Here is a 22,557-nt window from a genome sequence, read left to right as displayed (position 1 = left end):
CGCGCACAGGTACCCACTTCGCTCGAAAACGCTTTTAAGCCTTCTTCGGTGGCTCCTTATGGCCGCCGAAACCTGCGCGCATCGCCGAGAGGATCTTCTCCGCGAAGGTGTGATCCTTGCGCGAGCGGAAGCGGGTGTAGAGCGCGGCCGTCAGCACCTCGGCCGGCACCGCCTCGTCGACCGCGGCATTGACGGTCCAGCGGCCCTCGCCGGAATCCTCGACAAAGCCGGAGTAATTGTCGAGCGTGTGGTTCTGCGCCAGCGCCGAGGCGGTGAGGTCGAGCAGCCAGGACGGGATCACGCTGCCGCGCCGCCAGACTTCCGCGATGTCGGCGATGTCGAGATCGAAGCGGTGATCAGGCGGCAGCGCCTCGATGTTGGCGTTCTTCAGGATGTCGAAGCCCTCGGCATAGGCCTGCATCAGGCCGTATTCGATGCCGTTGTGGATCATCTTGACGAAATGCCCGGCGCCGATGGGGCCGGCGTGGATGTAGCCCTGCTCGATGCGCGGGTCGCGGCCCTCGCGTCCTTGGGTCCGCGGGATGTCGCCGATGCCGGGGGCCAGTGTCTTGAAGATCGGGTCGAGCCGGTCGACGACGGGCTTGTCGCCGCCGATCATCATGCAGTAGCCGCGCTCGATGCCCCAGATACCGCCGCTGGTCCCGACATCGACGTAATGCAGTCCGCGCTCCCGCAGCGCCTTGCCGCGGCGGACGTCGTCCTGCCAGAAGGTGTTGCCGCCGTCGATGATGACGTCGCCGGGCTGCATCAGCTTCGACAGCGCCTCGATGGTGGCTTCGGTGATCTTGCCGGCCGGCAGCATCACCCAGGCGGTGCGCGGCGCTTCCAGCTTGAGGACGAAATCCTCCAGCGACGTGGACCCCGTCGCATTGTCCGCAACGAGCGCGGCGACCGCCTTGGGGTCCTTGTCGTAGACCACGGTGGTGTGGCCGTTGCTCATCAGGCGGCGGACGATGTTGCCGCCCATCCGCCCGAGGCCGATCATGCCGAGTTGCATCGCGCGCCTCCGTCAGTTCAGTGCGGCCGAGATCGCGGCGTCGAGTGCCGCTAGCCCGGAGTTGAGGTCGCCCTTGAAATGCACGCGCAGCGCCCGCCGGCCGCGCTCGGTGAGCACGTCGAAATCGCCGCGCGCCTGCGCCGCCTTGATGACGCCGAAGCTCGCCTTCTGGCCGGGCACCGCCAGGTCCTGGCTATCGTCGGTCGTGACCTGCAGGAACACGCCGCTGTCGGGGCCGCCCTTGTAGGCCTGGCCGGTCGAGTGCAGGAAGCGCGGGCCGAACTCGGCGCAGGTCGCAAGGTGCTTCGCATCGCGCAGCTTCAGCCGCATCGCCTGCATCGCGTCGATGGTGTCGCCGTCGCGCTCGATATAGGCGAGCAGGGCGACATAGTCGCCGCGGCCGGAGCGCGACAGGTGCGCCTTGATCCAGGAGTTGAGATCGCCGTTGGCGCCGGCCTTGCGCAGCTCCTCGGCGTTCTGGGTATCGGTGTAGAGCTCGACCCCATCGACCGACACCACCGGCTGCTCGGCCGGCAGTGATCCGGTCTTCTCGAACGCCGCCGTCAGCTCGCGGGTCTTGATCTTGGCGGCCTCGACGTCGGGCTGGTTGAACGGATTGATGCCGAGGATCGAGCCCGCCACCGCGGTTGCGATCTCGAAGCGGAAGAACTCCTGACCGATATGGTCGATCGATTTCATCACGATCCGGACCACCGGATGGCCGGCGGCCTCCAGCGCCGCGAGCTTTGCTTCATGCGCGGCGTCGTGCTCGCGTTCGGTGCGAAGGTCGATGAAGAAGCGGTCGTTGCCGTACACTGCCGCATCGCCGATCGTCTCGCCCTCGATCGGGATCAGGCCCTTGCCGTCCTTGCCGGTCGATTCCGCGATCAGCTGCTCGGCCCAGGCGCCGAAATCGGCGACGTCGGGCGAGGCGAAGATCGTGACCTTGTCGCGGCCTTCGAGCCCGGCGATACCCATCGCCAGCCCGAGCTGGACACCCGGGTTTTCCTGCGGCGGCACGTCGGCGCCGCAGGAGCGCACCATCGAGAGCGTATGGCCGAGCAGGCTGCGGACGTCGATGCCCGCGGCCGCCGCCGGCACCAGGCCGAACGGCGACAGCACGGAATAGCGGCCGCCGATCGCGGGATCGCCGTAGAAGATCCGGGCAAAGCCCTGCTTGATCGCGACCTTCTGCAGCGAGGAGCCCGGATCGGTCACCGCGATGAAGCGGTGGCCGGCCTTGTCCTTGCCGATCGCCTTGGCGACCCGGTCGAAGAAATAGTCCTTCATCACGTTCGGTTCGGTGGTGCCGCCGGACTTCGAGGACACGATGAACAGCGTCTTGGCGATGTCGACATACTCCTCCATCGCGCGCACCTGCGCCGGATCGGTGGAATCGAGCACGTGCAGCCGCGGGAAGCCGGATTTGTGCGGGAAGGTCTGCGCCAGCACCTCCGGCCCGAGGCTCGACCCGCCCATGCCGAGCACGACGGCGTCGGTGAAGTTCTGGCCCTTCACACGCTTGGCGAAATCCTCATAGTCGGCGACATCAGCGGTTGCGGCGCTGGTCAGCCAGCCCAGCCATTTGTCCTCGTCATCGCCGGTCCAGACCGACTTGTCCTTGTGCCAGAGCCTGCGGATCTTGGCCGAGGCGCGCCATTCCTCGGTGCTCTTCTCGACTGCCTTCTCGATGGTGGCACCCAGCGCCAGCTTCTGATGGTCGATGCCGCCGCCGAGCGAGGTGGCGCGCTTGTGGGCGACCGCCCCGTACAGCTTGTCGGCCGCGTCGGCGAACAGCTTGACGCCGTCCTTGACCAGCTCCTCGGTGATCGCATCGAGCGAGATGCCGGACTTCTCCAGCTCCTCCAGCACGCGGCGGGCGTCCGCGACGTTCTCCTCGAGGCTGTCGCGGACCTTGCCGTGGTCGCGGAAGGCGTCGAGCGTCGCCGGCGGCACGGTGTTGACGGTGTCGGGGCCGATCAGCTCCTCGACATAGAGCACGTCGCTATAGTCCTTGTTCTTGGTGCCGGTGGATGCCCACAGCAGCCGCTGCGGCTTGGCGCCCTTGGCCGCGAGCTTGTCCCAGCGCGCGCCCGAGAACAGCCGCTTGTAGTCCTGGTAGGCGAGTTTTGCGTTGGCGATCGCGACCTTTCCCTTCAGCGCGGCAAGCCGCTCCTTCTCCGAGGGGTCGTTGGCGCGCGCGATCTTCTCGTCGAGCTGCTTGTCGACCGCGCTGTCGATGCGGCTGACGAAGAAGCTCGCGACGCTGGCGACATGGGAGGGATCGCCGCCCTTGGCGACGTACTTCTCCAGGCCCTTGAGATAGGCCTCGGCGACCTGGCGGTAGACCTCCTGCGAGAACAGCAGCGTGATGTTGATGCTGATGCCTTCGCCGATCAGATGCTCGATCGCCGGCAATCCCTCCGGCGTCGCCGGCACCTTGACCATCAGGTTCTTGCGATGGACGTCCTTCCAGAGCCGCTCGGCCTCCACGATCGTGCCCTTGGTGTCCATCGCGAGATAGGGCGACACTTCGAGGCTGACGAAGCCGTCGCCGCCGTGGCTGTGGTCGTAGACCGGGCGCAGCACGTCAGCGGCATGCTGGATGTCCACCACGGCGAGGTGCTCGAACAGGTCGGCGACCGAGCGGTCGCCCTTCTTGAGCGCCTGGCCGATCGCCCCGTCATACTCGTCCGAAGAGCCGATCGCCTTCTCGAAGATCGAGGGGTTGGACGTCACGCCTTTGACCCCGTCGGTCTCGATCAGCCGCTTCAGGTCGCCCTTGGCGACGAAGCCGCGGGCAAGGAAGTCCAGCCAGACGGCCTGGCGGTGATTTTCGAGTGCTTTGACGGGGTTCATGGGTGCCTGTTCTCGTTCGATCGAGGGTCGATTTTTGGGTTCCCGGGCAGCTTTCGGGGACAGCGGAGGATTGTCAACATGGGGTGGAGCCCGGGCGGAATATCAGCATTCCCAAGGGATAACGCCATTCACAACCGTTCGATCCCCTCGGACGCGTCAAGAGCAGACCCTGATCTCGGCACATTTTTATGACGCGTTGCGGCGCACGCCGCAGGTCAGGGCCGCAGGTAGAGGTAACCTTGGGATTGCAGCTCGGCGACGCGCACGACGCCGCCGCGCTCGGCGGCGACGAAGCCGGGCAGCAGGTCCTTCAGGCCGATGTTCTGCGATTTCATGGTGTTGCCGCAGGCGGCGAGCTCGATTCCGTCCCTGGTGAACTGTCCGACATGCTTTGACAGGTCGGGATTGGCCGCCGCCGAATGAAACGCCTTCAGCGCCTGGCCATGCACCACCAGCGCGATCGTGACATTGCCGGGGCCGCCGACGCCGTCGAGATGGTTCTGGATGTTGCCGATCACGAAACCGACCTTGTCGAGGTCGTCGAGGTGATAGACCACCTTCAGCTTCTGCGGCGGCGGCGTTTCGGACGCGGCGTTCGCGGGTGACGCCGCGAAGGCGGCACTGAGCGCCGAGAGCGTGCCCCAAAGGATGCTGCGTCGGTGCATGGCGTCCCTCGCGCAATTATTGTTGACGGGCAAGTCTATCACTTGTGGCGGAGTGCGGCGAGTTCCTTGCGGTCGGTCACAAGTTCGGCGCATTCGCCGACGCCCGCGCGATCGAGGCGAAAGATCTTGTCGTCGGCGCCGGCCAGCAGCTCTTCGCTCGCGTCATCGTCGGGCTTGTTGCGATTCCACATCCTGATGCTGGCGAGGCGTGCGATCGCGGATTTATCGTCCTTCGACAGCGCCACGCTGATGCCGCCGCCTTCACAATCGACGCCGCATTCGAAGCGGATCTCGTGTCCGGATTCGGCCGCGACCGCGTGGTTGCAGTAGCCGCTGGAGTCGAAATTGCCGGAGCGGTGGCGGTAGGTGACGCCGAGGCGGAAGGAGTAGTTGGTGGTCTTGTCCTCCGGTGCGTCTTCCGCCGACACCAGCAGCTTCATGGCGCTGACCTTCTGTTTCGGATGCTGCGCCAGATGATTTGCATCGTAGCGACGCACGAAGCAGGCATAGGCTTTCGCCCCTGGCGGGCCTGCGAACATCCTGTTGTCGAAGGCGGCTGCCGTGGCCTTGTCGACCTCTTCCTGCGCCTGGACGGCTGACGACGCGCCGGCGCAGGCTGCGGCGGCAAGTGCGACAACAAGGAGCGTCTGCTTCATGTCAGCCTCGGGAATAGCCTGCGCCTCCAAGGTGTCATCTGTACAGCGCGGCAATGGTGCCGCGCGGAACTGCGCGGGCTCGTTGCCTTAGTCGCGGCGACAAGGAGGCACGTTCAAGGGCTTCTGAATGTTTGTTCATGCGAATCTGTGACGTGCGCATCTTGACGCCAAGGCTGGACAGCCACACGTTTTCGGGGAGCCCAACGTTCATCTCCGGACGGGGAAGTTGCCCCGTTCGGACGTCCGCCTCGGAAGCCTGGGCCCCGGTAAACCACGGATGTGGCTGAGGAGTTACAACCGTTAAAAACAGGCTACCAACGGGGGATATTGATGAACCATTAAGCTTCCTGCCTGTTGATAAGGCAGAGGCTGCACGCGCCGTGCATTGCCGAAGTGAGTCGGTCGAGTGTCCAATGGACCCAGCGTGCCGACGCTGATTCGATCCTAGGACGCTCTGGTTACGACTCGTGTCAGTCGTGCGGCGATACATATCGTGGAGATAGGGATCATGTACAACGATTCTTTGTTCAACGCCTTCGCAAGGTCGTTTGAAGCGCGAAGCCAGACCGACATGTCGATGGCCGAGTATCTGGAGTCGTGTCGAAGTGATCCGATGCGATACGCCAATGCGGCCGAGCGGTTATTAGCGGCAATCGGTGAGCCCCAGATGATCGACACGGCCAAGGACCCACGCCTTGGCCGTATCTTTTTGAACCGTACGATCAGGTCGTATCCGGCCTTCGCCGGCTTCTACGGCATGGAAGACACGATCGAGCGCCTGGTCGGCTTCTTCCGCCACGCCGCGCAGGGCCTCGAAGAGCGTAAGCAGATCCTCTATCTGCTCGGACCGGTCGGCGGCGGCAAGTCATCGCTCGCCGAGCGCATCAAGGCGCTGATGGAAATCCATCCGATCTACGTGCTGAAGGCGGGTGACGAGCTGTCGCCGGTGTTCGAGAGCCCGCTCGGGCTGTTCGACCCCGAGCAGCTCGGGCCGATGATCGAGGAGAAGTACGGCATTCCGCGCCGCCGGCTGAGCGGGCTGATGTCGCCCTGGGCCTACAAGCGGCTCGAGGCCTTCGGCGGCGACATCTCGCAATTCCGCGTCGCGCGCATCCAGCCCTCGCGGCTGCGCCAGATCGCGGTCGCCAAGACCGAGCCCGGCGATGAGAACAACCAGGACATCTCCTCGCTGGTCGGCAAGGTCGACATCCGCAAGCTCGAGACCTACGCCCAGAACGACCCGGACGCCTACAGCTACTCCGGCGGGCTCAACCGCGCCAACCAGGGCGTGCTCGAGTTCGTCGAAATGTTCAAGGCGCCGATCAAGATGCTGCACCCGCTGCTGACCGCGACGCAGGAGGGCAACTACATCGGCACCGAGAACATCGGTGCGATCCCGTTCACCGGCATCATCCTCGCGCACTCCAACGAAGCCGAGTGGCAGAGCTTCAAGACCAACAAGAACAACGAGGCCTTCATCGACCGCATCTGCGTCATCAAGGTCCCGTACTGCCTGCGGGTCACCGAGGAGCAGAAGATCTACGAGAAGCTGATCCAGGGCTCCGAGCTCGCCGCCGCGCCCTGCGCACCGGCAACGCTGGAAACGCTGGCCCGCTTCTCGGTGATGTCGCGCCTGCGCAAGCACGAGAACTCGACGCTGTTCGGCAAGATGCGGGTCTATGACGGCGAGAGCCTGAAGGAATCCGATCCGAAGGCGCGCAGCGTGCAGGAGTACAAGGACGCCGCGGGCGTCGACGAGGGCATGGACGGCGTCTCCACGCGCTTTGCCTTCAAGGTGCTGGCCTCGACCTTCAACCACGACACCACAGAGGTCGGCGCCGACGCGGTGCACCTGATGTATGTGCTGGAGATGGCGATCCGCCGCGAGCAGCTGCCTGACGAGACCGAGAAGCGCTATCTCGAATTCATCAAGGCCGACCTTGCGCCGCGTTACGCCGAGTTCATCGGCAACGAGATCCAGAAGGCCTATCTGGAATCCTATGCCGACTACGGCCAGAACCTGTTCGACCGCTATGTCGATTACGCCGATGCCTGGATCGAGGATCAGGACTTCAAGGATCCCGACACCGGCCAGCTGATGAACCGGGAGCTTTTGAATCAAGAGTTGACCAAGATCGAGAAGCCGGCCGGCATCGCCAACCCGAAGGACTTCCGCAACGAGGTCGTCAAGTTCTCGCTGCGTTCGCGGGCGCACAATGGCGGCAAGAACCCGAGCTGGACCTCCTACGAAAAGGTTCGCGACGTGATCGAGAAGCGGATATTCTCGCAGGTCGAGGATCTGCTTCCGGTCATCTCGTTCGGCTCCAAGAAGGACGGCGAGACCGAGAAGAAGCACGGCGAGTTCGTCGAGCGGATGGTGGAGCGCGGGTATACCGAGCGCCAGGTCCGCCGGCTCGTCGAGTGGTACATGCGGGTGAAGCAAGCAGGCTAGTGCACGATCCGGAAAGCCGGCAGCGGCTTTCCGTCTCGTCCGGTTCCGTCCAATAAGAATGCGATGCGACTATGATGATCGCATCCGGCGCGAGGCAGATGCAAAGTGGTCATGCACATCGTCGATCGGCGGTTGAATCCGGGTAGCAAGAGCCTGGAGAACCGCCAGCGGTTCCTGCGGCGCGCCAAGGCGCTGGTGCAGGGGGCCGTCAAGAAGTCGTCACAAGACCGGGACATCAAGGATGTCCTGGAGGGTGGGGAAGTTACCATCCCGCTGGACGGCATGGATGAGCCGCGGTTCCGGCGCGAGGGCGGCACGCGCGACATGGTGTTGCCCGGCAACAAGAAGTTCGTCGAGGGCGACTGGCTGCAGCGCCCGAACCAGAGCGGCGGCAAGGGCTCCGGCGCAGGCGAGGGCGACAGCGAGGACGCCTTCCGCTTCGTGCTGAGCCGCGAGGAGTTCGTCGACCTCTTCCTCGACGACCTCGAACTGCCTGACCTCGCCAAGCGCAAGCTCGCGGAAACCGAGAGCGAAGGCATCCAGCGCGCCGGCTATGCGACCTCGGGCTCGCCCGCCAACATCTCGATCAGCCGCACGGTGAGCCGGGCGCTGGCGCGCCGCGTGGCGCTGCGCCGGCCGCGCAAGGACGAGATCGAGGTGCTCGAGGCCGAGCTTGCGGAATGCGAAGACGAGACGCGCCGCCGCGAGCTGCTGGCTCAGCTCGAAGCGCTGAAGGCCAAGGCCAAGCGGATTCCCTTCATCGATCCGATCGACATCCGCTACCGCCGTTTCGAGACGGTGCCGAAGCCGGTGGCGCAAGCCGTGATGTTCTGCCTGATGGACGTCTCGGGCTCGATGTCCGAGCACATGAAGGACCTGGCGAAGCGGTTCTACATGCTGCTCTACGTCTTCCTGAAGCGGCGCTACAAGCACGTCGAGATCGTGTTCATCCGGCACACCGACCGCGCCGAGGAGGTGGACGAGGATACGTTCTTCCATGGGCCGGCATCCGGCGGCACGCTGGTGTCGAGCGCGCTGGTTGCGATGAACGATATCGTCCGCACCCGCTTCCGTCCGTCCGACTGGAACATCTATGCGGCGCAGGCCTCGGACGGCGACAACATGACGTCCGACAGCGGGCTGACCGGGCATCTGTTGACCGACAAGATCCTGCCGGTCTGCCAGTTCTTCGCCTATCTCGAGGTCGGCGAGGCCGCCAACTACACCTTCGACATGCCGGACTCCTCGCTCTGGACGCTCTATGAGCGTCTGCGCAACGACGGCGCGCCGCTGTCGATGCGCAAGGTGAGTGAGCGCGGCGAGATCTTCCCGGTGTTCCAGGACCTGTTCAAGCGCCGCACCACCAGTCAGGAAAGGGTTTAGTTGATGGGATCTTCCGGCGAACGGCTGTTCGAGGGCGCCGACTGGGATTTCCAGACGCTGCAGCGGATTCACGACGCCTGCGAGGAGGTCGCGCGCAAGGAGCTCGGGCTCGACGTCTATCCCAACCAGATCGAGGTGATCACCGCCGAGCAGATGCTCGACGCATATTCCTCGGTTGGCATGCCGCTGTTCTACAAGCACTGGTCGTTCGGCAAGCAGTTCGCCTTCCAGGAAGCGTCCTATCGCAAGGGCCTGATGGGCCTCGCCTATGAGATCGTGATCAACTCCTCGCCGTGCATCTCCTATCTGATGGAGGAGAACACCGCGACGATGCAGACGCTGGTAATCGCGCACGCGGCGTTCGGGCACAATCACTTCTTCAAGAACAACTATCTGTTCAAGCAGTGGACCGACGCCGACGGCATCCTCGACTATCTCGAATTCGCCAAGGGCTACATCGCCGCCTGCGAGGACCGCCACGGCCGCGAGACGGTGGAGCGGACGCTCGATGCGGCGCATGCGCTGATGTCGCATGGCGTCGACCGCTATCCCGGCAAGAAGACGCTCGACCTGCGCGCCGAGGAGAAGCGTGCTGGCGAGCGCCGCCAGCACGAGGAGGCCGTGTTCAACGATCTGTGGCGGACGGTGCCGAACACCAAGGCCAAGACCAAGGCCGCGCTGTCCGCCGAGCGCCGCCGCGCGCTGCTCGGCCTGCCGCAGGAGAACATCCTCTACTTCCTGGAGAAGACCGCGCCGCGCCTTGCGCCCTGGCAGCGCGAGCTCATTCGCATCGTTCGCCACATCGCGCAGTATTTCTACCCGCAGGGACAGACCAAGGTGATGAACGAGGGCACCGCGACCTACGTGCATTACCGCATCATGAGCCGGCTGCATCAACAGGGCCGGATCACCGACGGCAATTTCCTCGAATTCCTGCAGTCGCACACCAACGTGGTGTTCCAGCCCGAGTTCGACGACCGCCGCTATTCCGGCTTCAACCCTTATGCGCTCGGCTTCGCCATGATGCAGGACATCGAGCGGATCGTGAAGAATCCGGAGGACGAAGACCGCGACTGGTTCCCCGATATTGCCGGCAAGGGCGACGTCGAGGGCGTGCTGCGTGAGATCTGGAGCAACTACCGCGACGAGAGCTTCATCAACCAGTTCCTCAGCCCGGCGCTGATCCGGCGCTTCCGCATGTTCCATCTGCACGACGATCCCGCCGAAAGCCAGGGGATCAAGGTCGATGCGATCCATGACGAGCGCGGCTACCGCCGCGTGCGCCGCGAGCTGGCGCGGCAATACGACGTCGGCTTCGTCGACGCCAATATCGAGGTCATGGATGTCGATCTCGACGGCGATCGCCGCCTGATGCTGCGTCACACCACCGTGAAGGGCGCGCAGCTCAACGAGACCGACACGCGGCGCGTGCTGCAGCATCTCGCCGACCTGTGGTCCTACGACGTTGCACTGACCGAAGTCGACGGCACCGACAAGGTGCTGAAGGAATACGTCGTCAGCCCGCGCGCAACGGCGGTCGCGGCCTGAGCATGGCGCTCATGCAGCGACAAGCGAGCTGACCGCTGCGTGGAATGCACGTCTCGCTCTGTGGACCTTCATTTCTATCAAAGGCCCACATCATGAACATCCCGGCAACATTTTCGGATTTGAAGCCGCATCACGTTCCGCGCGCGAACGTGATTGCCGGCTTGCGGAAATTTCGCTGCAGCCTTGGTGATTGCCTGCGCGGGCGCGATTGATAAGGTGCGCCGCGTCAAGAAAACCAAGAAAAGGATATGCTCTTGTCAACTCGCTCCCGCCTGGCGGCCCTTCTCGCCGTCACCGCGCTCACGGCTGCGTCGATCTCGTCATCCATTGCAGCCAATTCCGCGATCAAGATTGGAAATACTGCGCCCTATAGCGGCCCGGCGTCCGCCTACGGCACCATCGCACGCGCCGAAGCCGCATACTTCCAGATGCTCAACGATCAGGGCGGCATCAACGGCCGCAAGATCGAGTTCGAGAGTCTCGACGATGCCTATTCGCCGTCGAAGACGGTGGAGCAGACCCGCAAGCTGGTCGAGCAGGACGAGGTGCTCGCGATCTTCAGCGCGGTCGGTACCGCGCCGAACATCTCGGTGCAGAAGTACCTGAACATCAAGAAAGTGCCCCAGCTGTTCGTGTCGTCAGGCGCGACGCGCTGGAACGACCCGAAGCAGTTCCCGTGGACGGTCGGCTTCAATCCGACCTATGAGCTCGAAGGCAGGCTCTATGCGAAGTACATCCTGAAGACCAAGCCGGACGCGAAGATCGCGGTCATCACGCCGAACGAGGACGCCGGCAAGGACTATCTCAGGGGCTTCAAGGACGGGCTGGGCGAGCATGTCGGCCAGATCGTCGCCGAGACCACCTACCTCACGACGGACCCGACCATCGATTCCCAGATGGTGACGATGCGCGAGTCCGGCGCGGACGTGTTCTTCGCCGAGGCGACGCCGAAATTCGCCGCGCAAGCGCTGCGCAAGGCGGCGAGCATGGGCTGGAAGCCGCTGACCATCCTGCCGACCGTCTCCAACTCGGTCTCCGCGGTGCTGGAGCCGGCCGGACTCGAGAACGTCATCGGTGTCGTGACCGGGCTCTATCTGAAGGACCCGACCGATCCGCGCTGGGCCGACGATACCGGGCAGCAGGAGTTTTCGGCCTGGATGAAGAAGTACCAGCCCAATGCGAGCCCGGGCGATCTGTTCAACGTGCAGGGCTACACGGTCGCGCAGGTCATGACGGCGGTGCTGAAGAATTGCAACGGCGACTACAGCCGCGCCAACATCATCAAGCAGGCGAGCAATCTGAAGGCGCTGGAATTGCCGATGCTGCTGCCCGGCATCAAGGTGCAGACCGAGCCCGACAACGTGACGCCGATCCGCCAGATCCAGATGGCGCGGTTCGACGGCAAGTCCTGGGCGCTGTTCGGCGACGTGCTGAGCGACAAGTAGCGGTCACCAACTCCGCTGTCGTCCCTGCCTAGTGCGCAATTGCGCACGGGAGCCGGGCCCATACGCCGTGGCTTCTGTTGTGAACGGGACTCTTCGTTCCAGCGTAGCTCGACAATCTGCATCGGTGGTTATGGGTCCCTGCGTTCGCAGGGACGACACGGAGCGATGCCGATCCGCCAGATCCGGATGGCGCGGTGAAGCCGGACGGGGACATTTCGATCAGCCGTCGAAATGCGATCTTAACGTATGCCGGGTAAGTGCTTGGTTCGATAACTCCTGGTTGTCGGTAGCGCGGTCCGAGCAATGTGGCCTAGCCAAGACCTTCCCGATGTCGAGATCGGCATTTCCTATTGGAAAACGCTGGGCCTGTTGGTCACCAACGTCGTGTTTTGGGTGATGACCGCGGCCGCTTTGTTCGGCTGGCTTCCATTCAAAGCGCCCGATGCCTCCGTTGCTGCCGGCTATTGCGGCTTTATGCTCTTCGGGGTCGGCACCTGCATGTTTACCTGGCAGTTGCTGCAGCCCAACAGGACTGTCCTTGTCGTCAACCGGTACGGCGTCCGGGACCTTCGAACGTCGTTCAATCTCATCCCTTGGCAATCGGTGGGAGCAATCGATACCTGGCAGTCTCGTAGCTCGAAATACGTTGTGCTGAGACTGACTCCGGCCGCGAGGGATCGGTTCGCCGCGGCCGGCGTATTGCAGGCGGCGATGGCCTTCAACAAGATGTTCGGACTGGACGGAATCCCGATCAGCGCCACCATGCTCACGGTCAGCGCCGAGGAGTTGCTCAGTATCTGCAACACCTATCTCGCCGCCGCCCGTGGCAGCGAGACAGAATCGGCCGTGTTTCCGTCAGCGTAAGCTGGCGTTGATCTTGTCCAGCACGGCTGAGCCGGGGCACAGCGCCTGCTCGTCCATGGTGTTGAGCGGCGTCTCGACGGTGTCGAGATGGGTGTGCAGATCCTCGGCGTCCGGATCGACATAGAGCAGGCCAGTGACGATCTGGCCCTTGGCCGCGTGCTTCTGCAGGAAGGTCATCGCCCCCAGCCGATCGTGCGGATCGTAGTCGGCGTCGAGCTTGCGCAGCGCAAGGCGCGAACCGTCATGCTGCTCGACCACCTGCACGGTGCCGGGCGCATAGTCGACGCTGATCGGCTCGCGGCCGACCAGCACGTCTAGCCGGTTCACCGCGTCGTTGTGTTCGCGGACATAGTCAAAACTCTTGGTCGAGCCGGCGTGGTTGTTGAAGGCTATGCAGGGGCTGATCACGTCGATGAAGGATGCGCCCTTGTGGCGGATCGCAGCTGCAATCAGGGGTACCAATTGCGTCTTGTCGCCGGAGAAGCTGCGCGCCACGAAGGTGGCCCCTAACTGCAGCGCGATCGCAACCAGATCGATCGCGTTGTCGGTGTTGGTGACGCCCTTCTTGGACTTCGAGCCGCGGTCGGCGGTCGCCGAGAACTGGCCCTTGGTCAGGCCGTACACGCCGTTGTTCTCGACGATGTAGGTCATGTTGACGGCGCGCCGGATCGAATGCGCGAACTGGCCGAAGCCGATCGATGCGGAATCGCCGTCGCCGGACACGCCGAGATAGATCAGGTCGCGGTTGGCGAGGTTGGCGCCGGTCAGGACCGACGGCATGCGGCCGTGCACCGAGTTGAAGCCGTGCGAATTGCCAAGGAAATAGTCCGGGGTCTTCGACGAGCAGCCGATGCCGGAAATCTTCGCCACCCGGTGCGGCTCGATCGAGAGCTCGTAGCAGGCCTCGATGATCGATGCGGTGATCGAATCGTGGCCGCAGCCGGCGCACAGCGTCGAGATCTTGCCCTCGTAGTCGCGATGGGTATAGCCCAGCTCGTTCTTCTTCAGGCCGGGATGATGAAACTTCGGCTTTGCAATGTAGGTCATGTCACGGCCTTGCGGAGAGGGGTCACCTTGAGGTGGTCCTGGTGGTCGCCGATCGCGTTGGCGATGAAGCGCGCGGTGATCGGCGTGCCGTCATAGTGCAGGATCGGCACCAGGCGGACGGGGTCGATGCCGTTCTCGTTGACGATCAGCTGGCGCAGCTGCGCGTCGCGGTTCTGCTCGACCACGTAGACGAAGTCGTGATCGGCGATGAAGCTCGCGACACTGGAGTGGAACGGGAAGGCGCGGATGCGCATGCGGTCGAGCTGATGGCCGCGCGCCTCCAAAATCCCGATCGCCTCGTCCATCGCCGGCGAGGTCGAGCCGAAATACAGCACGCCATATTTGGTCGGCTTCGCCGCATTGGCCTGCAGCGGCCGCGGCACCATGTCCTGCGCGGTCTCGAACTTGCGCACCAGGCGCTGCATGTTGTCGGCGTAGACGGCGCCTTCCTCGGAATAGCGCGCGTAGCGGTCGCGCGAGGTGCCGCGGGTGAAGTAGGAGCCCTTGGTCGGATGGGTGCCGGGATAGGTGCGATAGGGGATGCCGTCGCCGTCGACGTCGAGATAACGGCCGAAGTCGCGGCCTTCCTCGAGCATCTCCGCCGTCATCACCTTGCCGCGGTCGTATTGCTTGGCGTCGTCCCACTTCAGCGGGCGGCACAGCCGGTGATTCATGCCGATGTCGAGATCGAGCATCAGGAAGATCGTGGTCTGCAGCCGCTCGGCGAGGTCGAAGGCCGCGGCGGCGAACTCGAATGCCTCCGCCGGATCCTCCGGGAACAGCAGCACGTGCTTGGTGTCGCCGTGCGAGGCATAGGCGCAGGCGATCACGTCGCATTGCTGGGTGCGGGTCGGCATACCCGTCGAGGGGCCGGCGCGCTGGATGTTCATGATCACGGCCGGGATCTCGGCGAAATAGGACAGGCCGATGAACTCGGTCATCAGCGAGATGCCCGGACCCGAGGTCGCCGTGAAGGCTCGCGCGCCGTTCCAGGAGGCTCCGATCACGATGCCGATCGAGGCGAGCTCGTCCTCGCCCTGCACGATGGCGTACTTCGCCTTGCCGGTCTCGGGATCGTGGCGATACTTCTTGCAGTGGCTGGTGAAGGCTTCCGCCACCGACGATGACGGCGTGATCGGATACCAGGCGCACACGGTGGCGCCGCCATAGACGGCGCCGAGCGCGGCAGCGCTGTTGCCTTCGATGAAGATGCGGTCACCGACCTTGTCGGACTTCTTCACCCGCAGCCCGAGCGGGCATTTCAAGTTCTGCAGCGCCCAGTCGCGGCCGAGATGCAGCGCATGGACGTTCGAGGAGAGCAGCTTTTCCTTGCCCTTGTACTGCTCGCCGATCAGCTGTTCGACCACCTTGGGATCGAGGTCGAGCAGGGCGCAGAGCGCGCCGAGATAGATGATGTTCTTGAACAGCTGGCGCTGCCTGGGATCGGTGTAGGTCGAGTTGGTGATCGCCGTCAGCGGCACGCCGATGACGGTGATGTCCTCGCGGAATTTCGACGACGGCATCGGCTTGGTCGAATCGTAGAACAGATAGCCGCCGGGCTCGATCGAGGCGACGTCCTTGTCCCAGGTCTGCGGATTCATCGCCACCATCATGTCGACGCCGCCGCGGGCGCCGAGATGGCCGTCCTCGGTGACGCGCACCTCGTACCAGGTCGGCAGGCCCTGGATGTTGGACGGGAAGATGTTGCGCGGGCTGACCGGCACGCCGTGGCGCAGGATCGAGCGCGCGAACAGTTCGTTCGCGGAAGCCGAGCCCGAACCGTTGACGTTGGCGAAGCGGACGACGAAGTCGTTTACGCTGCTGATCGGGCTTTGGACTGACATGTTGATCCCGCTTGAACCATATCGATGAGGTACTTCTGCATGTCCCAGGCGCCGGTCGGGCAGCGCTCGGCACACAGTCCGCAATGCAGGCAGACGTCTTCGTCCTTCACCATGACGCGGCCGGTCTTGAGGTCGCCGGAGACGTAAAGCGCCTGGTCGTGATGCGGCGAGGGCGCTTTCAGCCGCTGCCGCAAATCATCCTCTTCGCCGTTCTCGGTGAAGCTGATGCAGTCCATCGGACAGATATCGACGCAGGCATCGCATTCGATGCAGAGCGGCGCGGCGAACACCGTCTGCACGTCACAATTCAGGCAGCGTTGCGCTTCGCCGAGCGCGAGCTTGAGGTCGTAACCGAGCTCGACCTCGGCGCGGATGTCCTTCAGTGCGACCACCTTGTCGCGATGCGGCACCTTGAAGCGCTTGTCGGCGGAGATGTCGTTGTCGTAGCTCCACTCGTGGATGCCCATCTTCTGCGAGGAGACGTGCACCTCCGGCAGCGGGCGCTCGTTGATGTCTTCGCCGGACAGCATCTTGTGAATGGAGAGCGCGGCGTCATGGCCGTGCGCCACCGCCCAGATGATGTTCTTGGGCCCGAACGCCGCGTCGCCGCCGAAGAACACCTTCGGATTGGTCGAGACGAACGTCTTGGGGTCGACCTTCGGCATGTGCCACTTGTCGAATTCGATGCCGCAATCGGCTTCGATCCAGGGGAACGCGTTCTCCTGGCCGACCGCAACGAGCACATCGTCGCAGGGAATCGTTTCGTCCGGCTCGCCCGATGGCACCAGGTTGCGGCGGCCCTTGTCGTCGTATTCGGCCCGCACCTTCTGGAAGATGACGCCGATCAGCTTGCCGGCGACATGCTTGAACGCCACCGGCACCATGTAGTTGAGGATCGGGATGTCCTCGTGGATGGCGTCTTCCTTCTCCCACGGCGAGGCCTTCATTTCCTCGAAGCCGGAGCGGACCACCACCTTGACGCTCTCGCCGCCGAGGCGGCGCGCGGTGCGGCAGCAATCCATAGCGGTGTTGCCGCCGCCGAGCACGATGACGCGGCGGCCGATCTTGTCGACATGGCCGAACGACACGTTGGCGAGCCACTCGATGCCGATATGGATGTTGGCGCCGGCCTCATTGCGGCCGGGAATGTCGAGCTCGCGGCCGCGCGGCGCGCCGCTTCCGACGAAGATCGCGTCGTAGTTCTCGGAGAGCAGTTGCTTCAGGCTGTCGACGCGCTGGCCGCCCTTGAATTCGACACCGAGGTTGAGGACGTAGTCGGTCTCCTCGTCGATCACGCTGTCGGGCAGGCGGAATTTCGGAATCTGGCTGCGCATCATGCCGCCAGCCTTGGGATCGCCGTCGAACACGGTGCAGTGATAGCCGAGCGGCGCGAGATCGCGCGCCACCGCAAGCGAGGCGGGGCCGCCGCCGACCAACGCGATGCGCTTGCCGTTCTTCGGCCCCGGCTTCGGCAGCCGATGCTTAATGTCGTCCTTGAAGTCGGCGGCGACGCGCTTCAGGCGGCAGATCGCGACCGGATTGTCCTCGACCCGGCCGCGGCGGCACGCCGGCTCGCACGGACGGTCACAGGTGCGCCCGAGAATCCCGGGGAACACGTTGGACTTCCAATTGATCATGTAGGCGTCGCTGTAACGCCCCTCAGCAATCAACCGGATGTACTCGGGAACAGGGGTGTGTGCGGGACAGGCCCATTGGCAATCGACTACTTTATGAAAGTAATCCGGCGCCGAGATATCAGTCGGTTTCATTCCTACCTTTGACCCGCGCGAAAATGCCTACCCGCGCGGCCTTATCGTTGACGACGAACGCTCACGTGGCGTTGTTCTGGTTTTTGAATTGGATCATAGGCTTATCTTATTAGAGCCGTTCCAGAGAAGGCAAAGGCTAAATTGTCCGATCATCCGCTTTCGCGCGGCTGATACGCGTGTAGCGTTAATCTCGATTGCGTTATGTGGCGGTGCAGCATGTGCGCACCGCCAATCCGCATTGCTAGCAGCGCGGAAGATCGCTCTTCACGATATCCCACAGCAATCGATAGACGCCGCTGGTGACCACCAGCGGCTTCAAGGCTGCGTTGCCGGTGATGACTGCCGCGGCCGCAGGGACCGCGCCGACATCGGTGGCATCGATCAAGACGAACCAGTCGCCGGCGCCGGGATCGGCCTTGTCGGCGTCCGGTGTGAGCGGCTTCGACAGCACGGGATCGTTCTCCAGAAGATGCATCGAGATGATGCCGTCGCGCGCGGCGGGATCGAGTTGCTCTCGCAATGCAGCGCGGAGCCTGTCCGCTCCTTCGGCCGGCGGACGGAGGCGGATGATGCCGAGCGCGGCGCCCCGGCCGACGCCGCGGCTGATCGTGATGCGCGCCACCCCGCGGATCATGTTCTGGAAGCGCGCGATGTTGGTCTTCGACCAGTCGGTCTGGTTGGCGAGCGCCTTGCGGTAGGCCGGGCTCTCGAGCACGTCGAAGGTCGCGGTGGAATAGAGGCTGAGATATTTCGGCTTGCCGTCATGGGCGACGTAGCGGCGGGCCTCCGCGAATCCGTCGATCGCGACACGTTCTTCGAGATGCTCGCGGTCGTACCAGCGGTTGAATTCAGCTTCGTGTAAGCTGTCGATATCCATCGAGGTCAGCAGCATGCCTTGTCCGGCGATTGGCATCGGGTGCTCCTTCTTTGCCTTGTTTTATCTGTACAATATCGCCGACCGGTGCGGGCCGGGGAAGCCGGTTCCGAGGTGCCCGAGACCGTGCAGACCAAGGATTGCCACAATTGCCGCAATCCTGTTCAGCGCGCATTCACGGAAGTAGCATTTCCATCCGTTACGCCAACTCCAGAGAAGAAAAGGGACGACCACTATGGCGCGCATTCTGTGGGCATTGATCGTGGGTCTGGTGTCGCTCGCGTCACTTCCCGTCCATGCGGAGGATCAGGAAAAGCGTCTCGCGCTCGTGGTCGGCAACGGCGCCTATCAGGCCGGCGCGCTGCAGACCGCCGCGAACGATGCCGGGTTGGTGGCGCAGACGTTGCAAGCCGCCGGCTTCGATGTGATCGGGGCGCGCGATCTCGATAGCGAGACGCTGCGCAAGTCGTTCCGCGATTTCATCCAGAAGGTGCAGGACGCGGGCCCCAACGCCGTCGCCTTCGTCTATCTCGCCGGTTATGGCGTGCAGCTCACCGGCGAGAACTATTTCGTGCCGGTCGACGCCAAGATTGCCCGCGACACTGACGTGCCGGTCGAGGCGATCCGCATCTCCGACTACAGCCATCAACTCTCGGCACTGCCGATCAAGGCCGGCGTGATCGTGCTCGATGCAGCGCGCAGCAATTCCTTTGCCAAGGACGGCCAGCCGCTGGCCGGCGGCCTCGCGCTGGTCGATCCTGATCCGAAGATGCTGATCGCCTTCAACTCCGCACCCGGCACCGTCGCCCCCGACGGCGCGCCGCCCTACGGGCCCTATGCGCAGGCGCTGGCGGAAATGATCCGCGCCGGCGGCCTGACCTTGCCCGAAGTGTTCGACCGCGTTCGCCTGCGCGTCAACGAAATGACCAAGGGCGCCGAGATCCCGTGGAATGCGCAGAAGGTCGACTCGCCCTTCATGTTCTTCGAGCGCAAGCCGGACGCGCCGCCGCAGCAGGTCGATGCCGGACTGCGCACCAAGCCGATCCGCGATTTCCCGGCGCAGGATGCCTATGCGGCGGCGCTGGAGCGCGACACGCTGCAAGGCTACGAGGATTACCTGCAGGCCTATCCGACCGATCCGCTGGCCAAGCGGGTGCGCGCGATCGTGGCGGCGCGGCGCGAGGCCATCACCTGGCGGCGCACCTACAGCGCCGACACGCCCGATGCGTATTGGTCGTATCTGCGACGCTACCCGCGCGGGCCGCATGCCTACGATGCCCGCCGCCGGCTCGCCTATCTGTCGGCCGCGCTGGAGCCGCCGCCGCAGTTCACGGCGCTCGACTACGACGTGCCGCCGCCGCCGCCCGACGAGATCGTCTATGTCGACCGGCCGGTGCTCTATTACAGCGACCCGGTGTTCGCCTTCGCGCCGCCGCCACCGCCGCCGGTATTCTTCCTGCCGCCGCCGCCGCCGGACTTCGTGGTGCTGCCGCCACCGCCGCCGCCGATCGGCCTGTTCGTGCTGCCGACGCCGTTCTTCGTGGCGATGCCGGCCTATGTCGCCGCGCCGGCCTATGTGGTGCCGCCGCAGAACAACATCGTGTTCAACAACATCCACAACACGACGGTCATCAATACGGTGATCAACAATCCCAACCCGACGCCGGCGCAGCTTCATGCGGCCGGGGTGACGGCGGCGATGGGCGGTGCGCCGGTCACGGCGGCACCGCAACTGCCGGCCGCGGCGATGCAGCGGGCCAATCTGGCACGGCCGGGCGGTCCGCAAGGCGTGACGCCGGCACAGGGCGCGGCCATGGGAGCCCCTGGCGCTGCTCCGAACGCAGCCACCACGCCGAACGCGATGGGCGCGCCGGGTGCGCACACTCTGCCGGGCGCGAAGAATGGACCGCCGCTGCCGCAGTCGGCGACCGCGCCGCCCACCGCCACGCAGCAGCATGGCGCCGTGCAGCCGGGCGCCGCACAACCCGGCGCCGCGCAGCCTGGGACAGCACAGCCCGGCGCAAAGCCGAACGCGGTGACACCTGGCAAGCCGGCGACAGCCATGGCGCCCGCCAACGCGCAACCGGCGCCGCCAACCAAGCCCGGCGCAGCCCCCACGGCGAACGCGCCGGCCGCGCCCGCGACCGCCGGCAAGCCCGGGAGGCAGCAACCGCTCTCGCATGCCGCAACCGCGCCGACCGCCAACGTGAAGCCCGCAACAGCGCCAACGCCGGCGAGCCGCGCGACACCGGCACGGACGACGCCGACTATGCGTTCGGCACCCGCGCATGCCGCGGTATCGCCGCCGCCGGTTTCCCGGCCTGCGCCGGTACGGGCCGCGCCTCCGCCGCCGCGCGCTGCAGCCGTTGCGCCGCGCCCGGCGCCGGCACCGGTCCCCCGCGCAGCGCCGCCGCCGCCGCCACCGCGGCCGGCGATGCAGGCGCAGCGCGCAGCACCGCCGCCGCGGATGGCAGCGCCCCCGCCAAGGCCCGCAGCACCCGCCCGAGCCGCGCCGGCATGTCCTCCCGGCAAATGCAAACACTGAGGGCATGACAGCATGAGCCGAGCAGGTCAGCCCAGATGAGCATCACGGCCACACTCGGATTGCGGACAGTCGCGAAATTGATGATCGGCACGATCGCGGGGCTGGTGGCGTTCCACCAGCCGGCGCGGGCGGCCGAACTCGCGGCGCAGGACATCGCGCTGCTCGACCGCCTGACCTGGGGCGTCAACGCCTCCAGCGCGGCGCATCTGCGCGAGGTCGGCACCGAGCGCTGGCTGCAGGAGCAGCTGCATCCGGCTGGCAGCGCATTGCCGGCCGCCGTCCAGAAGCAGATCGAAGCGATGCCGGACGTGCATCGCTTCCCGTTCGACATTGCGGCCTCGTTCGACCAGCAGGGCAAATCCGCCAACCAGGTCGCCGATCCGGAGCAGAAGAAGGCCGCGCAACAGGTCTATCAGCAGGCCATGAACGACCGCGCCAGGCAGGCCGCAGCCCGCACCATCCTGCACGCGCTCTATGCGCCCGATCAATTGCGCGAACGCCTGACCTGGTTCTGGTTCAACCACTTCAACGTCCACCAGTACAAGGCCAACATCCGCGTCTTGGTCGGCGACTACGAGGACCGCGCGATCCGCGCCAACGCGCTCGGCAAATTCCGCAACCTGCTGTCGGCGACGCTGCATCATCCGGTGATGCTGCGTTATCTCGACAACGCCGACAACGCGGCCGGCCACGTCAATGAGAACTACGCCCGCGAGATCATGGAGCTGCACACCATGGGCGTCGGCTCCGGCTACACCCAGGCCGACGTCGAGGCCTTGGCGCGGATCCTGACCGGCGTCGGCATCGACTTCAGGTCGGAGGATCCGAAGCTGAAGCCCGAGCAGCAATCCCAGCTGGTCCGTGAGGGCGCGTTCGAGTTCAACCCGGCGCGGCACGATTTCGGCGACAAGGCTTTCTTGGGCCATCAGATCAAGGGCCGCGGCCTCGCCGAGGTCGATGAGGCCCTCGACATCCTGTGCCGTCATCCCGCGACTGCCACGCATATCGCAAAGCAGCTTGCGACCTATTTCGTGTCCGACAATCCGCCGCCCGCGTTGGTGCAGCAGATGGCGCAGACCTTCCAGAAGACCGACGGCGATATCGCGGCCGTGATGTCGACGCTGGTTCATGCGCCGGAATTCACTGCGAGCGTGAAGGGCGGCGCCAAGTTCAAGGACCCGGTGCTCTACGTGATGTCGTCGGTGCGGCTCGCCTACGACAACAAGGTGATCCTCAATACCTTGCCGATCCAGGGCTGGCTCAATCGCCTGTCCGAGGGCCTGTTCAACCACGAGACCCCCGACGGCTATTCGATGCTGTCTGCGGCCTGGAACGGTCCAGGCCAGATGATGCTGCGCTTCGAGATCGCGCGCGCGATCGGCTCGGGATCGGCCGGGCTGTTCAAGCCGAACGAGCCCAATGCAGTCGACCAGCCGGCGTTTCCGCTTGTGATGAACGGCCTCTATTTCAGCAACATCAGGCAGACGCTGAGCCCGACCACGCTCGCCACGCTCGACCAGGCGGTCTCGCCGCAGGACTGGAACACGCTGTTTCTGTCGTCACCGGAGTTCATGCACTGAAAGGGAGG

Annotated in this window: 15 protein-coding genes; 7 read left to right on the top strand and 8 right to left on the bottom strand. The window is 64.6% G+C overall.

Translation table 11 applies throughout. The features are described from left to right. Positions 1-34 precede the first annotated feature (34 nt). The 4 genes from gnd to CK489_RS38315 form a co-directional block, all read right to left on the bottom strand. A complete protein-coding gene (gnd, locus tag CK489_RS38330) occupies positions 35-1,018 on the bottom strand; it encodes a phosphogluconate dehydrogenase (NAD(+)-dependent, decarboxylating) (protein ID WP_095735962.1) in 984 nt (327 codons plus the stop codon). A gap of 12 nt (positions 1,019-1,030) precedes the next feature. Further along, positions 1,031-3,877 (bottom strand): bifunctional transaldolase/phosoglucose isomerase, encoded by a 2,847-nt coding sequence (locus CK489_RS38325; RefSeq protein WP_095735961.1) that lies wholly within the window; start codon positions 3,875-3,877, stop codon positions 1,031-1,033. A 215-nt stretch (positions 3,878-4,092) separates the two neighbouring features. Continuing rightward, entirely contained in the window at positions 4,093-4,542 is a 450-nt protein-coding gene (locus CK489_RS38320) for a DsrE family protein (RefSeq protein ID WP_095735960.1), read from the bottom strand. A gap of 38 nt (positions 4,543-4,580) precedes the next feature. Then, a complete protein-coding gene (locus CK489_RS38315; RefSeq protein WP_095736072.1) occupies positions 4,581-5,198 on the bottom strand; it encodes a hypothetical protein in 618 nt (205 codons plus the stop codon). A 508-nt stretch (positions 5,199-5,706) separates the two neighbouring features. Between CK489_RS38315 and CK489_RS38310 the strand changes: the two genes are divergently transcribed. The 5 genes from CK489_RS38310 (at position 5,707) to CK489_RS38290 (ending at position 12,890) form a co-directional block, all read left to right on the top strand. Continuing rightward, positions 5,707-7,650, top strand: a complete 1,944-nt coding sequence (locus CK489_RS38310; protein ID WP_021080883.1) for a PrkA family serine protein kinase — start codon at positions 5,707-5,709, stop codon at positions 7,648-7,650. Between the two features lie 111 nt (positions 7,651-7,761). Continuing rightward, a complete protein-coding gene (locus CK489_RS38305) occupies positions 7,762-9,033 on the top strand; it encodes a YeaH/YhbH family protein (RefSeq protein ID WP_198961127.1) in 1,272 nt (423 codons plus the stop codon). A gap of 3 nt (positions 9,034-9,036) precedes the next feature. After that, positions 9,037-10,581 carry a SpoVR family protein gene (locus CK489_RS38300; protein ID WP_095735958.1) on the top strand — a complete coding sequence of 515 codons (1,545 nt, stop codon included), beginning with the start codon at positions 9,037-9,039 and terminating at the stop codon, positions 10,579-10,581. A 254-nt stretch (positions 10,582-10,835) separates the two neighbouring features. After that, on the top strand, positions 10,836-12,026 hold the full coding sequence (locus CK489_RS38295; RefSeq protein WP_095736071.1) for an ABC transporter substrate-binding protein: 1,191 nt from the start codon (positions 10,836-10,838) through the stop codon (positions 12,024-12,026). A 303-nt stretch (positions 12,027-12,329) separates the two neighbouring features. Continuing rightward, entirely contained in the window at positions 12,330-12,890 is a 561-nt protein-coding gene (locus CK489_RS38290; RefSeq protein WP_095735957.1) for an STM3941 family protein, read from the top strand. Here CK489_RS38290 and CK489_RS38285 read toward each other — a convergent pair. The 4 genes from CK489_RS38285 to CK489_RS38270 all read right to left on the bottom strand — a co-directional run bounded on the left by CK489_RS38285 (position 12,882) and on the right by CK489_RS38270 (position 18,463). Continuing rightward, entirely contained in the window at positions 12,882-13,937 is a 1,056-nt protein-coding gene (locus CK489_RS38285) for a 2-oxoacid:ferredoxin oxidoreductase subunit beta (protein WP_050422489.1), read from the bottom strand. The genes CK489_RS38290 and CK489_RS38285 overlap by 9 nt on opposite strands. Continuing rightward, on the bottom strand, positions 13,934-15,781 hold the full coding sequence (locus CK489_RS38280; protein ID WP_021082265.1) for a 2-oxoacid:acceptor oxidoreductase subunit alpha: 1,848 nt from the start codon (positions 15,779-15,781) through the stop codon (positions 13,934-13,936). The genes CK489_RS38285 and CK489_RS38280 overlap by 4 nt, the downstream gene beginning before the upstream one ends. After that, on the bottom strand, positions 15,751-17,550 hold the full coding sequence (locus CK489_RS38275; protein WP_095735955.1) for an FAD-dependent oxidoreductase: 1,800 nt from the start codon (positions 17,548-17,550) through the stop codon (positions 15,751-15,753). The genes CK489_RS38280 and CK489_RS38275 overlap by 31 nt, the downstream gene beginning before the upstream one ends. 241 nt (positions 17,551-17,791) lie before the next feature. Then, the gene (locus CK489_RS38270; RefSeq protein WP_095735954.1) at positions 17,792-18,463 is read right to left on the bottom strand and encodes a DUF4286 family protein; all 672 of its coding nucleotides are present in this window, start codon (positions 18,461-18,463) and stop codon (positions 17,792-17,794) included. Positions 18,464-18,659: 196 nt separating this feature from the next. On the opposite strand from CK489_RS38270, the gene CK489_RS38265 reads away from it, so the two are divergent. Together CK489_RS38265 and CK489_RS38260 are read left to right on the top strand one after the other, a co-directional pair. Beyond that, complete coding sequence (locus tag CK489_RS38265) at positions 18,660-20,969, top strand: caspase family protein (protein WP_095735953.1); 2,310 nt, start codon at positions 18,660-18,662, stop codon at positions 20,967-20,969. A gap of 35 nt (positions 20,970-21,004) precedes the next feature. After that, on the top strand, positions 21,005-22,549 hold the full coding sequence (locus CK489_RS38260) for a DUF1800 domain-containing protein (protein WP_502694171.1): 1,545 nt from the start codon (positions 21,005-21,007) through the stop codon (positions 22,547-22,549). Positions 22,550-22,557 lie beyond the last annotated feature (8 nt).

This window comes from Bradyrhizobium sp. UFLA03-84, assembly GCF_002289535.1.
Taxonomy (GTDB): domain Bacteria; phylum Pseudomonadota; class Alphaproteobacteria; order Rhizobiales; family Xanthobacteraceae; genus Bradyrhizobium; species Bradyrhizobium viridifuturi.
Note: the sequence above shows the minus strand (reverse complement) of the source record. Positions and strands in the feature narration are given on the sequence as shown.

Bases quoted from the DNA above. Each gene is read 5' to 3' on its own strand.
- gnd (WP_095735962.1), bottom strand. From the start codon at position 1,018: ATGCAACTCGGCATGATCGGCCTCGGGCGGATGGGCGGCAACATCGTC.
- CK489_RS38325 (WP_095735961.1), bottom strand. From the start codon at position 3,877: ATGAACCCCGTCAAAGCACTCGAAAATCACCGCCAGGCCGTCTGGCTG.
- CK489_RS38320 (WP_095735960.1), bottom strand. From the start codon at position 4,542: ATGCACCGACGCAGCATCCTTTGGGGCACGCTCTCGGCGCTCAGTGCC.
- CK489_RS38315 (WP_095736072.1), bottom strand. From the start codon at position 5,198: ATGAAGCAGACGCTCCTTGTTGTCGCACTTGCCGCCGCAGCCTGCGCC.
- CK489_RS38310 (WP_021080883.1), top strand. From the start codon at position 5,707: ATGTACAACGATTCTTTGTTCAACGCCTTCGCAAGGTCGTTTGAAGCG.
- CK489_RS38305 (WP_198961127.1), top strand. From the start codon at position 7,762: ATGCACATCGTCGATCGGCGGTTGAATCCGGGTAGCAAGAGCCTGGAG.
- CK489_RS38300 (WP_095735958.1), top strand. From the start codon at position 9,037: ATGGGATCTTCCGGCGAACGGCTGTTCGAGGGCGCCGACTGGGATTTC.
- CK489_RS38290 (WP_095735957.1), top strand. From the start codon at position 12,330: ATGTGGCCTAGCCAAGACCTTCCCGATGTCGAGATCGGCATTTCCTAT.
- CK489_RS38285 (WP_050422489.1), bottom strand. From the start codon at position 13,937: ATGACCTACATTGCAAAGCCGAAGTTTCATCATCCCGGCCTGAAGAAG.
- CK489_RS38280 (WP_021082265.1), bottom strand. From the start codon at position 15,781: ATGTCAGTCCAAAGCCCGATCAGCAGCGTAAACGACTTCGTCGTCCGC.
- CK489_RS38275 (WP_095735955.1), bottom strand. From the start codon at position 17,550: ATGAAACCGACTGATATCTCGGCGCCGGATTACTTTCATAAAGTAGTC.
- CK489_RS38270 (WP_095735954.1), bottom strand. From the start codon at position 18,463: ATGCCAATCGCCGGACAAGGCATGCTGCTGACCTCGATGGATATCGAC.
- CK489_RS38265 (WP_095735953.1), top strand. From the start codon at position 18,660: ATGGCGCGCATTCTGTGGGCATTGATCGTGGGTCTGGTGTCGCTCGCG.
- CK489_RS38260 (WP_502694171.1), top strand. From the start codon at position 21,005: ATGAGCATCACGGCCACACTCGGATTGCGGACAGTCGCGAAATTGATG.